Annotated in this window: 12 protein-coding genes and 1 pseudogene; 10 read left to right on the top strand and 3 right to left on the bottom strand. The window is 68.0% G+C overall.

What is annotated here, in order from left to right; translation table 11 throughout:
* Together secG and tpiA are read right to left on the bottom strand one after the other, a co-directional pair.
* Positions 1–372 (bottom strand): preprotein translocase subunit SecG (gene secG / locus ACREB7_RS18680; protein WP_431593774.1); only part of this gene is annotated, 372 nt, incomplete at its 3' end.
* A 236-nt stretch (positions 373–608) separates the two neighbouring features.
* Complete coding sequence (gene tpiA / locus ACREB7_RS18675) at positions 609–1,355, bottom strand: triose-phosphate isomerase (protein ID WP_431593773.1); 747 nt, start codon at positions 1,353–1,355, stop codon at positions 609–611.
* 158 nt (positions 1,356–1,513) lie between these two features.
* On the opposite strand from tpiA, the gene ACREB7_RS18670 reads away from it, so the two are divergent.
* From ACREB7_RS18670 to lexA, 10 genes are all read left to right on the top strand, one after another.
* Entirely contained in the window at positions 1,514–3,463 is a 1,950-nt protein-coding gene (locus ACREB7_RS18670; protein ID WP_431593772.1) for a SurA N-terminal domain-containing protein, read from the top strand.
* A 2-nt stretch (positions 3,464–3,465) separates the two neighbouring features.
* Positions 3,466–4,983, top strand: coding sequence for an anthranilate synthase component I (trpE, locus tag ACREB7_RS18665; RefSeq protein WP_431593771.1), 1,518 nt, complete (start codon positions 3,466–3,468; stop codon positions 4,981–4,983).
* Positions 4,984–5,018: 35 nt separating this feature from the next.
* Positions 5,019–6,086 carry an alpha/beta fold hydrolase gene (locus ACREB7_RS18660; RefSeq protein WP_431593770.1) on the top strand — a complete coding sequence of 356 codons (1,068 nt, stop codon included), beginning with the start codon at positions 5,019–5,021 and terminating at the stop codon, positions 6,084–6,086.
* Positions 6,083–7,090, top strand: a complete 1,008-nt coding sequence (locus ACREB7_RS18655; protein ID WP_431593769.1) for an NADP-dependent oxidoreductase — start codon at positions 6,083–6,085, stop codon at positions 7,088–7,090. Before ACREB7_RS18660 ends, ACREB7_RS18655 begins: the two co-directional genes overlap by 4 nt.
* A gap of 78 nt (positions 7,091–7,168) precedes the next feature.
* Complete coding sequence (locus ACREB7_RS18650) at positions 7,169–7,759, top strand: anthranilate synthase component II (RefSeq protein WP_431593768.1); 591 nt, start codon at positions 7,169–7,171, stop codon at positions 7,757–7,759.
* Positions 7,756–8,754 carry an anthranilate phosphoribosyltransferase gene (gene trpD, locus ACREB7_RS18645; RefSeq protein ID WP_431593767.1) on the top strand — a complete coding sequence of 333 codons (999 nt, stop codon included), beginning with the start codon at positions 7,756–7,758 and terminating at the stop codon, positions 8,752–8,754. The genes ACREB7_RS18650 and trpD overlap by 4 nt, the downstream gene beginning before the upstream one ends.
* The gene (gene trpC, locus ACREB7_RS18640) at positions 8,751–9,536 is read left to right on the top strand and encodes an indole-3-glycerol phosphate synthase TrpC (protein WP_431593766.1); all 786 of its coding nucleotides are present in this window, start codon (positions 8,751–8,753) and stop codon (positions 9,534–9,536) included. The genes trpD and trpC overlap by 4 nt, the downstream gene beginning before the upstream one ends.
* A 215-nt stretch (positions 9,537–9,751) precedes the next feature.
* Positions 9,752–10,225 carry a cyclic pyranopterin monophosphate synthase MoaC gene (gene moaC / locus ACREB7_RS18635; RefSeq protein ID WP_431593765.1) on the top strand — a complete coding sequence of 158 codons (474 nt, stop codon included), beginning with the start codon at positions 9,752–9,754 and terminating at the stop codon, positions 10,223–10,225.
* Positions 10,222–11,412 carry a molybdopterin molybdotransferase MoeA gene (locus ACREB7_RS18630; RefSeq protein WP_431593764.1) on the top strand — a complete coding sequence of 397 codons (1,191 nt, stop codon included), beginning with the start codon at positions 10,222–10,224 and terminating at the stop codon, positions 11,410–11,412. Before moaC ends, ACREB7_RS18630 begins: the two co-directional genes overlap by 4 nt.
* A 65-nt stretch (positions 11,413–11,477) precedes the next feature.
* A complete protein-coding gene (lexA, locus tag ACREB7_RS18625; RefSeq protein WP_431593763.1) occupies positions 11,478–12,161 on the top strand; it encodes a transcriptional repressor LexA in 684 nt (227 codons plus the stop codon).
* On the opposite strand, the pseudogene ACREB7_RS18620 reads toward lexA, so the two are convergent.
* Positions 12,115–12,804 (bottom strand): annotated as a pseudogene (locus tag ACREB7_RS18620) (ComEC/Rec2 family competence protein); the annotation flags it as partial. The gene lexA and the pseudogene ACREB7_RS18620 sit on opposite strands and share 47 nt — an antisense overlap.

Here is a 12,804-nt window from a genome sequence, read left to right as displayed (position 1 = left end):
GGCCGGCGCCGCCTGGGCGGGCGCCGGAGCGGCTCCGGCGGGAGCCTGCGCCGGAGCGCTCAGCCCGCCGGCGGCAGCGCCGCCCGCCGGCTGGGCGGTTTTCGTCAACGACGTGTCGAGGGTCGAGCTGCCCCCCGAACCGCCGACCGAAGCCATGGCGGCGAGAATGATCGACAGGCCGACGAATGCGGTGGCGAGAATCGTCGTCGCCCGCGTCAGGAAATCTGCGGCGCCGCGCGCCGACAGCAGGCCGGCCGGGCTACCGCCGACGCCAAGCCCGCCACCTTCCGACTTCTGCATCAGGATGACACCGATCATCGCGGCCGCGACGATGGCCTGGAGGACCAGCAGAAAGGTGAAGAGGTTCGACATCGAAAATTCCCGGAAAAATACACAGGCCAGTATATGGCCGATCTGGCGGCCCACATAGAGAGGGCGGGCGGTTTCTTCAACCCGCGAAGGATGGCGCAGGACCACGCCCCGAACCAATCGCCCCGACACCCCCATCTTTTGTCCGTTCGTGCCGAGCGAAGTCGAGACACGCGATGGCATGCGCCGCCGCAGCGTATCTCGACTTCGCTCGATACGAACCGGATCGGGCGCTTGTGTTAGAGGCTGGCCCCCGCCGCGACGATCGGCAGGAATTTCGCCGCCGTCAGGCTCGCACCGCCGACCAGCGCGCCGTCGACATCGCGGGCGCCCAGCAATTCCGCCGCATTGTCGCCATTGACCGATCCGCCATACAGGATCCGCATCGTGCCCGCTCCCGCACCGATCCGTTCGGACAAGGCGGCGCGGATCGACCCGTGCATCGCGGCGACATCTTCGACGGTCGGGACGAGCCCGGTGCCGATTGCCCAGATCGGCTCATAAGCGATGGCAAGCCGCACCGGATCGAACGCATCGGGCAAAGACCCCCGAACCTGCGCCAGCACATAGTCGATCGCCCCGCCCGATTCGCGGATCGCGCGCGGTTCGCCGACGCACAGGATGACGTCGAGCCCGGCGGCCAGCGCTGCCTCGGCCTTGGCCTTCACATCGGCGTCGCTCTCGCCGCATCCCTCGCGGCGCTCACTGTGCCCGACGATCACCAGCGTCGCGCCCGCATCGGCGAGCATCGGCGCCGCGACCGAGCCGGTAAAGGCGCCCGAGCGTTCGCTATGGCAATCCTGCCCGCCGACCGCCGCGCCGGGCGCCGCCGTCACCAGCGCGCCGATCAGCGTGAAGGGCGGGCAAAGCGCGACGTCGACCGCCGGATAATCCGCCGCCGCGCCAAAGATCGCGCCGGCCTCGGCCACCGCATCGGACAGCCCGTTCATCTTCCAGTTGCCGACGATATATTTGCGCCGCGCCATCGCTTATCCCCTTTTCGGCTTCGATCTTGTCGCCACGCCCTAGCGGCGCGCGCCGCCGCTAGGCAAGTCGCCTTTCCCGCCTTGATGCTCGTGGCCGACCCTCCTAAGGAAGCGACCGACTGCGCGTCTGCGCGCCCTTTCGAAAGATTGCCCGTTCGATGATTACCGCGATCCGCAGCCTCTTTTCCTCCACGATCGGCAAAATCCTCGCCCTCGCCTTCGTCGTTGTCGTCGGCCTCGCCTTCGCGCTCGGCGATATCGGCAGCAACTCGCCATTCGGCAGCGGCGTGGGCGACACCAATGTCGCCAAGGTCGGCGACGAAGCGATCGGCTTTGCCCAGCTGCGCGACGCGGTGCAGCGTTCGTTCGATCAGGCGCGGCAGCAACAGCCCGGCCTCACGAAGGAGGCCTTCATCGAAGCCGGCGGGCTCAAGCAGACGCTCGACCAGTTGATCGACGGCCTCGCCTTCAGCCAATATGCCGAGGAACTGGGCTTCGGTTTCAGCAAGCGCCTCGTCGACGCCCGTATCGCCGACCTTCCGGTGTTCAAGGGCGTGTCGGGCAATTTCGACAAAACGCTCTTCGACACCTTCCTGCGGCAGAACGGGATCAGCGAAGCCGAATTGCGTTCCGAAATCCAGCAACAGATTTTTGCCGAACAGCTTGCGATGCCCGTCGGCTCGGTCCCGCGCGTCGCGCCGGCGATGGCGGCGCCCTATGCCGCGCTCCTGCTCGAGAAGCGTCAGGGCCAGGCGACCTTCATTCCCGCCAGCAGCTTTGCGCCGGCCGGCGACCCCGGCGATGCGGTGCTGCAGAAATATCTGGCGCAGAACCGCTCGCGCTTCAGCATCCCCGAACGCCGGGTGCTGCAATATGCGGTGTTCGACCGCAGCATCGCGCCCGTCGCGGCGGTGACCGACAAGGAAATCGCCGACATCTACAAGGCGAATGCCGCGCGCTTCGCCGCCAGCGAGACGCGCCGCTTCGCGCAGGTCATCGCCCCCGATCAGGCGACCGCCAATGGCATCGCGGCCAAGGTCCGCAGCGGCGCTTCGATGGCTGCCGCCGCGCAGGCCGCCGGCCTGACCGCCGGATCGTCGGGCGACGTGACCCTGTCGGCCTATTCGGGCCAGACCAATGCCGCCGCCGCGAAGGCCGCCTTCGCCGCGAAGCGCGGCGACATTCTCGGTCCGATACAGACCGGCCTCGGCTGGTCCGTCGCGCAGGTCGAGGCGATCACCACGACGCCCGCGAAAACGCTCGCCGACGCGACCCCCGAAATTCGCGAACAGCTGACGCTGAACAAGGCGAATGAGGCGATCATCAACTTCTACAACAGCGTCCAGGACGCCGTGAACAGCGGCGCCGCGCTCGAAGAGATCGCGACCGACCGCAAGCTCAAGCTCCTCGAAACCCCGGCGATCCTGCCCAGCGGCCGCGCGCCCGCGCAGCCCGCCTTTGCGCTTCCCGCCGAACTCGCGCCGATGATCAGCCAGGCCTTCCAGGGCAGCGACGAGGGCGAAACCCATCTCGCGACGCTGGTCGAGAACGAGAAATTCGCCGTCTATGCGATCAAGTCGGTCGTCGATGCGGCGCCGCCGCCCTATGCCCAGATCCGCGCCGACCTGCTCGGCGACTGGCGTCTCGCGCAGGGGCAGAAGGTCGCCCGCGACAAGGCGCGCGCGATCGTCAAGGCAGTCGAAGGCGGCCAGAAATTCCCCGACGCCGTGCGCGCCGCCGGACCGAATATCGGCAATGTCCAGACGATCGGCGGGCTTCGCGCCGAACTCGGCGCGGGCGGCCAGCGCGTGCCCCCCGAACTCGCCCTGCTCTTCTCGATGGCGCAGGGCAGCGTCAAGACGCTCGAAATTCCCGGCAATCGTGGCTGGATGGTGATTTCGCTCGCGCAGGTCGACCGCCCTGCCGCCAAGGATATCGAACCCGCCCGCGTCGCCGCCATCGCCGGCCCGCTCGGCCCCGCCTTCGGCAACGAACTCGTCGCGCAGATGATGCAGGAAGCGCGCAAGCGCGTCGGCGTCACCCTCAACCAGACGCTGATCGACCAGCTGACGAAGGAACTGACCGGCGCCGTGCCGGTCGCCGAATAAGGGTGGCGCTCGAGGGGAGGCCCGCAGCGCTCGCGGCGCTCGCGCAGGGGCGCGGCGCGGTCGTGTGGCAGCGGCTGATCGCCGATGTCGAAACGCCGGTCTCGGCGGCGCTCAAGCTGATCGAACCGGGGCGCGGCGACTGGGTGCTCGAATCGGTCGAAAGCGGCGAAACGCGCGGTCGCTACAGCCTGATCGGGCTCGACCCCGACCTGATGTTCGAGGTGCGCGGCGACGCCGCGCGCATCAACCGCGACTGGCGGCAGGACCGCGACCATTTCGTGCCGCTCGCCGCCCCGGCGCTCCAGGCGCTGCGCGATCTCGTCGCCGAGTGCCGCTTCGACGTGCCCGACGCGCTGCCCAAGGCGCTCGCGACGCTCGTCGGCTTCTTCGCCTATGAAACCATCGGGCTCGTCGAGCGCATCCCGCGCGCCGACGGTGCCGGGCTCGGCCTGCCCGACATGATCTTCGTGCGCCCGACGGTGATCCTCGTCTTCGACCGGCTCGCCGACGAACTCTTCCTGATCGCGCCGATCTGGCCCGACGACGATGCGCCGATCGACCGCGCGATCGACGCCGCGCAGGACAAGCTCGACAGCATCGCCGCGCGCCTCGCGACCGCCAATCCGCACGCCGAACGCGCGACCACGCTCACCGACCCGGCGACCATCGCCGCCACCCCCGCGACCCACCCCGCGCATTTCGCGCAGATGGTTGCGACCGCGAAGGACTATATCGCGGCGGGCGACATTTTTCAGGTCGTGCTGTCGCAGCGCTTCTCGACCCCCTTCGACCTGCCGCCTTTCGACCTCTATCGCGCACTCCGCCGCATCAACCCCTCGCCCTTCCTCTATTTCCTCGACCTGCCCGGCTTCGCGCTGATCGGCTCGTCGCCCGAGATCCTCGTCCGGGTCCGCGACGGCGAGATCACGATCCGCCCGATCGCCGGCACCCGCCCGCGTGGGCGAACCAGCGCCGAGGATGCGTATAACCGCGAAAGCCTGCTCGCCGATCCCAAGGAACGCGCCGAGCATCTGATGCTGCTCGACCTCGGCCGCAACGACGTCGGCCGCGCGGCGGTGGGCGGCAGCGTGACGGTGACCGACAGCTACACCGTCGAATTTTACAGCCATGTCATGCACATCGTCTCGAACGTCATCGGCCGCATCGCGCCCGACAAGGACGCGATCGACGCGCTGTTCGCCGGCTTCCCGGCGGGCACCGTCAGCGGCGCGCCCAAAGTGCGCGCCTGCCAGATCATCGCCGAGCTGGAGGCCGACGCGCGCGGGCCTTATGCCGGCGGCGTCGGCTATTTCGCCCCCGACGGCAATATGGACAGCTGCATCGTGCTGCGCACCGCGATCGTCAAGGATGGCGAAATGCACGTCCAGGCCGGCGCCGGCATCGTCGCCGACAGCGACCCCGCCTATGAACAGCGCGAATGCGAGGCCAAGGCCGGCGCGCTCTTCGCGGCGGCACGCGAGGCGGTGCGATTGGCGGGCACGCCGGGTTACGGGCAATAGCTTGACCTGACCCCGGCGCGCGTTAGCGTCGCGCCATGCACAAATTCCTTGCCCCCCTCGCCTTGCTGCTCGCAGCCGTCTCCCCCGCCCATGCGCAAGTCGAAGGCGCGACCGAGGCCGACGCGATCCTCCAGGATTTCACCTTCGCGACCGGCGAGAAACTGCCCGAGCTCAAGCTCCACTATACGACGCTCGGCACGCCGCAGCGCGACAAGGCGGGCCATGTCACCAACGCCGTGATGATCCTCCACGGCACCGGCGGCACCGGCAAGCAATTCTTCCAGCCGCAATTCGCGACCGAACTCTTCGGCCCCGGCCAGCCGCTCGACACGTCGAAATATTACGTCATCCTGCCCGACAATATCGGCCATGGCGGCTCGTCGAAGCCCAGCGACGGGCTGCGCATGAAATTCCCGCGCTACGATTATGCCGACATGGTCGCGGCGCAGCACCGCCTGCTCACTGAAAAGCTCGGGGTGCAGAAACTCAAGCTCATCCTCGGCACCTCGATGGGCTGCATGCACGCCTTCGTCTGGGGCGAGACCTGGCCCGGTTTCGCCGAACGCCTCGCGCCCTTCGCCTGCCTGCCGGTCGAGATCGCGGGGCAGAACCGGATGTGGCGCACGCTGTCGATCGACGCGATCAAGGCCGATCCCCTATGGCAGGACGGCAACTACAGCGAGCCCCCCGCCGCGGGCCTGCGCACTGCGGCGTCGCTGACCATGATCGCGGGCGCCAACCCCTATGCGCTGCAGGCGCAATATCCGACCCGCGAGGCCGCCGAAAAATATAAGGATGAGGCCTTTGCCCGCACCTATGGCCGCAACGACGCCAACGACACGATCTACCAGCTCGAAAGCTCGCGCACCTACAATCCCTGGGCCGACCTCGAAAAGATCACCGTCCCCGTGCTGTGGATCAACAGCGCCGACGATTTCATCAACCCGCCGGCCTATGGCATCACCGAAAAAGCCGCCCCGCGCATGCCGCGCGCCAAATTCATCCTGATCCCGGCGAGCCCCGAGACCAAGGGGCACAGCACGCACACCTGGGCCAAATTCTGGAAGGACGATCTCGCGAAACTGATGGCGGAAAAACCATGAAAGCCCTCGTCCTCACGCGTTACGGCGGCCCCGAAGTCACCGAACTCCGCGACGTCCCGGCGCCGGCGCCCGGCCCCGACGACATCCTCGTCCGCGTCCATGCCGCCGGGCTGAATCCCGTCGATTTCAAGATCCGCGACGGCAAGCTCAAGATCGTCCAAGGCTATCAACTGCCCGTCGTGATGGGCAATGAGTTCGCCGGGGTGGTCGAGGCGTGCGGCGCCAACGTCACGGCCTTCGCGCCCGGCGACCGCATCTATGCCCGCGTGCCCAAGGACCGCATGGGCGCCTTCGCCGAGCTGGCGGTGGTCCCCGCCGATCATGCCGCGTTGCTGCCCGCGTCGCTCGATTTCACGACGGCGGCCGGCGTCCCGCTCGCCGGGCTCACCGCGCTGCAGGCGCTCCGCGACGAACTTCAGCTTAAACCCGGCAGCCGCGTCTTCATTCCCGGCGGCGCGGGCGGGGTCGGCACCTTCGCGATCCAGCTCGCCAAATGGCTGGGGGCAGAGGTCACCACCACCGCCTCGCCGCGCGGCCGCGAACTGGTCGAGCGGCTCGGCGCCGACCGCGTCATCGACTATACGACCCAGGATTTCGCGAGCGAAGTCCGCGACATGGACGGCGCCTTCGACCTGATCGGTGGCGAAACGCTCGAAAAATGCTTCGCGGTGGTCAAACCGGGCGCGACCGTCGTCTCGGTCGCGGGCCTGCCCGAACCGCTCACCGCGACAAAGGATCTCGGCCGCGGCCCGCTCCTCGCCACGCTCTTCTGGCTCGCCAGCTTCGGTATTCGCGCCAAGGCCCGCAGGCATGGCGTCACCTACCGCTATCTCTTCATGCACCCCAGCGGCGCCGAACTCGCCGAGCTGGCGGACCTGATCGCGCAGAAAAAGCTCGAACCCGTGATCGACCGCGTCTTTCCTTTCGCCGCCATCGCCGACGCGATCGCCTATCTCGAATCGGGCCGCGCCAAGGGCAAGATCGTCGTGCGGATGGTCGAATAGCAGCGCAAAAGCCCGCCTTGCGCGCCGACAAGCTTCTATCCCTTCCCCCGCGCCTCCAAAATCTTTACGGCCCCCACCATGATCCTCGTCATCGACAATTACGACAGCTTCACCTTCAACCTCGTTCATTATCTGATCGAGCTCGGGGCCGAGGTACGCGTCGAACGCAACGACGCGCTGACCGCCACGCAGGCGCTCGCGACCGGCGCCGATGCGATCCTGATCTCGCCGGGCCCCTGCACCCCCAATGAAGCGGGGATCAGCCTCGATCTCGTCGCCGCCTGCGCCGACGCCGCGCGCCCCTTGCTCGGCGTCTGCCTGGGCCATCAGGCGATCGGCCAGCATTTCGGGGGCATTGTGCAGCGCGGCCATCTGATGCACGGCAAGACCTCGCCCGTGTGCCACGACGGCAGCGGGCTGTTCACCGGCCTGCCCTCGCCGCTCACCGCGACGCGCTACCACAGCCTCGAGGTCGTCGACATTCCCGCGAGCCTCGTCATCAACGCGACCAGCGACGACGGTGCGGTGATGGGTTTCCGCCACATCGACCTGCCGATCCACAGCGTCCAGTTCCATCCCGAAAGCATCGCCACCGAACATGGCCATGCGATGCTCGCCAATTTCATGGCCGCCGCAGGACTTCCGGTGCGCGAACGCACCGCTGCATGAGCGGTTTCGGCCCCTTTCCCGACCCCGCCGGACTGCTGGGCCATGATGAGGCCGAGGCGGCCTTTGCGACGATGCTCGACGGCGGCGGCAGCGATGAGAATGTCGCCGCATTCCTCATCGCGCTGTCCAACCGCGGCGAGACAATGGTCGAAATCGCCGCCGCGGCGCAGGCGATGCGCGACCGGCTGATCCCGATCGACGCTCCCGCTGGCGCGATCGACGTCTGCGGCACCGGCGGCGACGGCCATCACACGCTCAACGTCTCGACGGCGGTCTCGATCGTCGTGGCCGCGTGCGAGGTTCCGGTGGCAAAGCACGGAAATCGTGCAGCTTCATCCAAATCCGGGGCTGCCGACACGCTGGAAGCGCTCGGGCTCGACATGGACCGCGCCGACCGCATGGCGCAGGAACAGCTCGCCGACCTCGGCATCTGCTTCCTCTTTGCCGGCACGCGCCATCCGTCGATGAAACGGATCATGCCGATCCGCAAGGCTATCGGACAGCGGACGATCTTCAACCTGATGGGCCCGCTCGCCAATCCGGCGCGCGTCGCCCGCCAGCTGATCGGCATCGCGCGCCCCGCCTATGTCCCCGTTTACGCCGAGGCGCTGCACCGGCTCGGCACCGAGCATTCGCGCGTGATTTCAGGCGACGAGGGCATCGACGAACTGTCGCTCGCCGGGGGCAACGAGGTCGCGGTGATCACCGCCGAAGGCGTGGTCATGCAGCGCAGCAGCGCCGCCGATGCCGGCCTGCCGACGCATCCGATTGCGGCCATTCGCGGCGGCGACGCCGCCTATAATGCGCGGGCGCTCCGCGACCTGCTCCAGGGCGCGCCCGGCGCCTATCGCGACGCGGTACTCTATAACGCCGCCGCCGCGCTCGTCGTCGCCGGCGCCGCCGACACGCTGGCCGAAGGCGCCGAGGAAGCCGGTGAAGCGATCGACAAGGGCCTCGCCAATACGCTGCTCGACTGCTGGATCGCTTATAAATGAACAAGCTCACCCAAATCCTCGCCACCAAGGCCGAAGAGGTCGCCGAGCGCCGCCAGTCGCGCAGCATGGCCGATCTCGACGCCATCGACGCCGGCCCGGTGCGCGGCTTCGCCGCCGCGCTGCAGGCAAAGATCGACGCGGGCCGCTTCGCGCTGATCGCCGAAATCAAGAAAGCTTCGCCGTCCAAGGGTTTGATTCGCGAAGATTTCAATCCCGCCGAGCACGCCCGTGCCTATCAGGCCGGCGGCGCGGCGTGCCTCTCGGTGCTCACCGACGCGCCTTATTTCCACGGGCATGAGGAATTTCTGATCGCCGCGCGCACCGCCTGCAACCTGCCCGCGCTGCGCAAGGATTTTATGATCGACCCCTGGCAGGTCGCCGAGGCGCGCTCGATCGGCGCCGACGCGATCCTCATCATCGTCGCCGCGCTCGACGACGGTCCGATGCAGGAGATTGAGGCGGCAGCCCTCGAACGCGGCATGGACGTGCTGGTGGAGGTCCATGACGAGGCCGAGCTCGGCCGCGCGCTCACGCAGCTCAAATCACGCCTCATCGGCGTCAACAACCGCGATTTGCGGACGTTCGAGACCGACCTCGCGGTCACCGAACGCCTTGCGAAGCTCGTTCCCGCCGGCACCCTGCTGGTCGGCGAAAGCGGCATCGCTACCCACGCCGACTGCCAGCGCCTCGCGGCAAGCGGGGTGAACAGCTTCCTCGTCGGCGAAAGCCTGATGCGGCAGGACGATGTGGCGGCAGCGACGAGGGCGTTGCTGGAAGGGTAATTGTCGGGGGTTGCCGGTGGCTCCCCTGTCATTTTCGTCATCCTGAACTAGTTTCAGCATCCATGGCCGGTCCTCCCGACACGCGCGGCGTCGAGGGAAACGGCAGACCATGGATCCTGAAACTAGTTCAGGATGACGATGACAAAAATGCTGCGTTCCTCCCGATAGCCGCAATCCCCTTGCCTTTCGCCCCCCGCCTTGCTTCGTTTCCCGGCATGACGCTCAAACCGACTCATCTCGACGACAGTGGCGCCGCGCATATGGTTGACGTCGGCGCCAAGCCCGCGACACAGCGCCGCGCCGTCGCGACCGGCCGCATCACCATGTCGCCGCAAGCGCTCGAAGCGATCCGCAGCGGTAACGCGCCCAAGGGCGATGTGCTGTCGACCGCGCGCCTCGCCGGCATCATGGGGGCGAAGCGCACGTCGGACCTCATCCCGCTCTGCCACCCGCTCGCGCTGACCAAGGTCGGCATCGACTTCGACTGGCTCGACGACGGGATCGCGGTCACCGCCACCGCCGCGACCACCGGCCCGACCGGGGTCGAAATGGAGGCGCTCACCGCCGCCTCGGTCGCGCTGCTCACCCTCTACGACATGGCGAAGGCGCTCGACCGCGCGATGATGCTCGGTGATATCCGCCTGCTCGAAAAAAGCGGCGGCCGCTCGGGCGACTGGCGCGCCGCATGAAGCGGCTCCTGCCCGTCGAGGAGGCGCAGGCCCGACTGCTCGCGCTCCGCGCGCCGCTTGCGCCAGAAAATATTGCCTTTTCCGAATCGCTTGGACGTTATCTTTCCCATGATGTCGTAGCGCAGCGCGACCAGCCTGCCGCGCCGCTGTCGGCGATGGACGGCTATGCGATCCGCTCGGCCGACCTGCCCGGGCCCTGGACGGTCAGCGGCGAAACCCCCGCGGGCGCTGTGCCCAAACGCGCCGTCGGCGCGGGCGAAGCGATGCGTATCTTTACCGGCGCGATGCTGCCCGAAGGGGCCGATACCGTCATCCTACAGGAAGATGTGACCGCCGGGGCCGGGCAACTGGCGCTCACGGGGGAGAATCCCGGCCCCCACGGGGCGCATATCCGGGGCCGCGCCAGCGACTTCGCCACCGGCGCGACGCTGGTCGCCGCCGGAACGCGGCTGGGCGCGGGCGCCATTGCCACCGCCATCATGGGCGGCGGCGCGCAACTGTCGGTCGGCACACGTCCGCACGTCGCGATCCTCACCACCGGCGACGAACTCGTCCAGCCGGGCCGCGCGCTCGCCCCCGGCCAGATCCCCGACAGCAACGGCACCATGCTCGCCGCGATGCTCGCGCCCGAACCCGCCCTTGTCAGCATCCCGCTCCACATCCGCGACGATCGCGAGATTTTATCCAAGGTTCTGAAAGATCTGGCGCGACGTCACGACGTCATCGTCACGGTCGGCGGCGCCTCGGTTGGCGATCACGACCATGTCCGCGGCGCGCTCGACGACGCCGGCGGCCGCCTCGACTTCTGGAAGATCGCGATGCGTCCGGGCAAGCCGCTGATCGCGGGTACGATCGGCGACGCGTTGCTGCTCGGCCTGCCCGGCAATCCCTCCTCGGCCTTCGTCACCGCGACCCTGTTCCTGCTCCCGCTCGTCCGCCACCTCGCTGGCGCGCGAGATCCGCTCCCGTCAGTCCGCCAGGCCCCCCTCGCCGTCCCGCTGGGAGCCGGTGGCGCGCGCCGCGATTATCTTCGCGCCCGACTCGACGGCGGCACGCTGGCGCCTTTCGACGGCCAGGATAGCGGCCGCACCTTCCCGCTCGCGGCGGCGAACGCCTTGGTGATCCGCGACATCGGTGCCGCACCCCGCGCGGCGGGCGAGCAGGCGGATTATATCGACATCGCTTGACAAGTTCGCTTCTGTTCCATTATCGTTCCCCTTATGTCCGAAACCGGCATCATGGAGAACGCCCGATGTTGACCGCCAAGCAGCATGAACTGCTCCACTTCATCCAGCAAAAGCTCGACGCGAGCGGCATTTCGCCGTCGTTCGAGGAGATGAAGGAGGCGCTGGGCCTCAAGTCCAAGTCGGGAATCCACCGCCTGATCAGTGCGTTGGAAGAGCGGGGTTTCCTCCGCCGCCTCCCCAACCGCGCCCGCGCGCTCGAAGTCGTCAAGCTGCCCGAGGGCGGCAAGGTCGCCGCGAACAGCGATCGCGACAATGTCGTACCACTGCGCAAGCCCGCACCCGCGCTGCGCCCGATCGCCGCGAACGACATCATCGAGGTTCCGCTGCACGGCAAGATCGCGGCGGGCGTGCCGATCGAGGCGTTCGAAGATCACAACCAGCTCGCGGTCCCCGCCGCTCTGCTCGGCTCAGGCGAACATTATGCGCTCGAAGTCTCGGGCGATTCGATGGTCGAGGCCGGCATCTTCGACGGCGACTATGCGCTGATCCAGAAGGTCAGCACCGCACGCGAGGGCGATATCGTCGTCGCGCTGGTCGACGGGCAGGATGCGACGCTCAAATATTTCCGCCGCGAAGGCAAGATGATCCGCCTCGATCCTGCGAACAGCGCCTATGAACCGCAGCGCTACGATGCGGCGCGCGTCATCGTGCAAGGGAAGCTGTCGGGACTGCTTCGTCGTTACCACTGACCTGCGGCGGGCGGCGCCACATATGTTCGTCGCCCGCGCGTAACGCCGCCATCGCGCGCGGATCTTCGCCCAGATAGAGCGCCAGCCCGCCCGTCTGCGGCAGCGTGTCGCGATCGATCGTCAGCCAGCGCCCGACGCATTCGCGCGGCAACCAGCGTTCGCTGACCACCACATCGGCAGCGGCGCAGGCCGCCGCCATGTCGGTCCCTTCGATCCGGTCGCGCCCGCGCGCCGCGAGGATGGTGCGCCCATCCTGTGTCCAGCGACAGAAATCGCGGTTGCAGTCCACATGATCGAGGTCGGTCAGCGCCGCCAGCGGCGCATCGATCCCCGCCGCCTCGGCCATCGAATCGCGCACATAATCGCCCGCCCGGTCGCGCAGCAGCGCATAGCTGCCGTCGGGCAGCGCCGCCGCGATATGCTTGCCGTCGCCGGTGATCAGCACATCGGGGCGCGGCTGCACGAGCAGGACGATCATCCCGGCCGCCAGCGGCGCTGCCCCCGCCCAGCGCCAGCGCGCGCGCCACAGCAGCAGCCAGATTCCGCCGAAAACCGCGAGCCCGAACCCCCAGGGCGGAAACACCGGCAGCGTCGCCACGGCGCCGGGCGCATCGGCGACGCTATGCGCGAGCCAGATCAGCCC

This window comes from Sphingopyxis sp., from assembly GCF_050725615.1.
In the GTDB taxonomy this organism is placed as follows: domain Bacteria; phylum Pseudomonadota; class Alphaproteobacteria; order Sphingomonadales; family Sphingomonadaceae; genus Sphingopyxis.
This window is presented reverse-complemented; position numbering and strand designations above follow the sequence as displayed.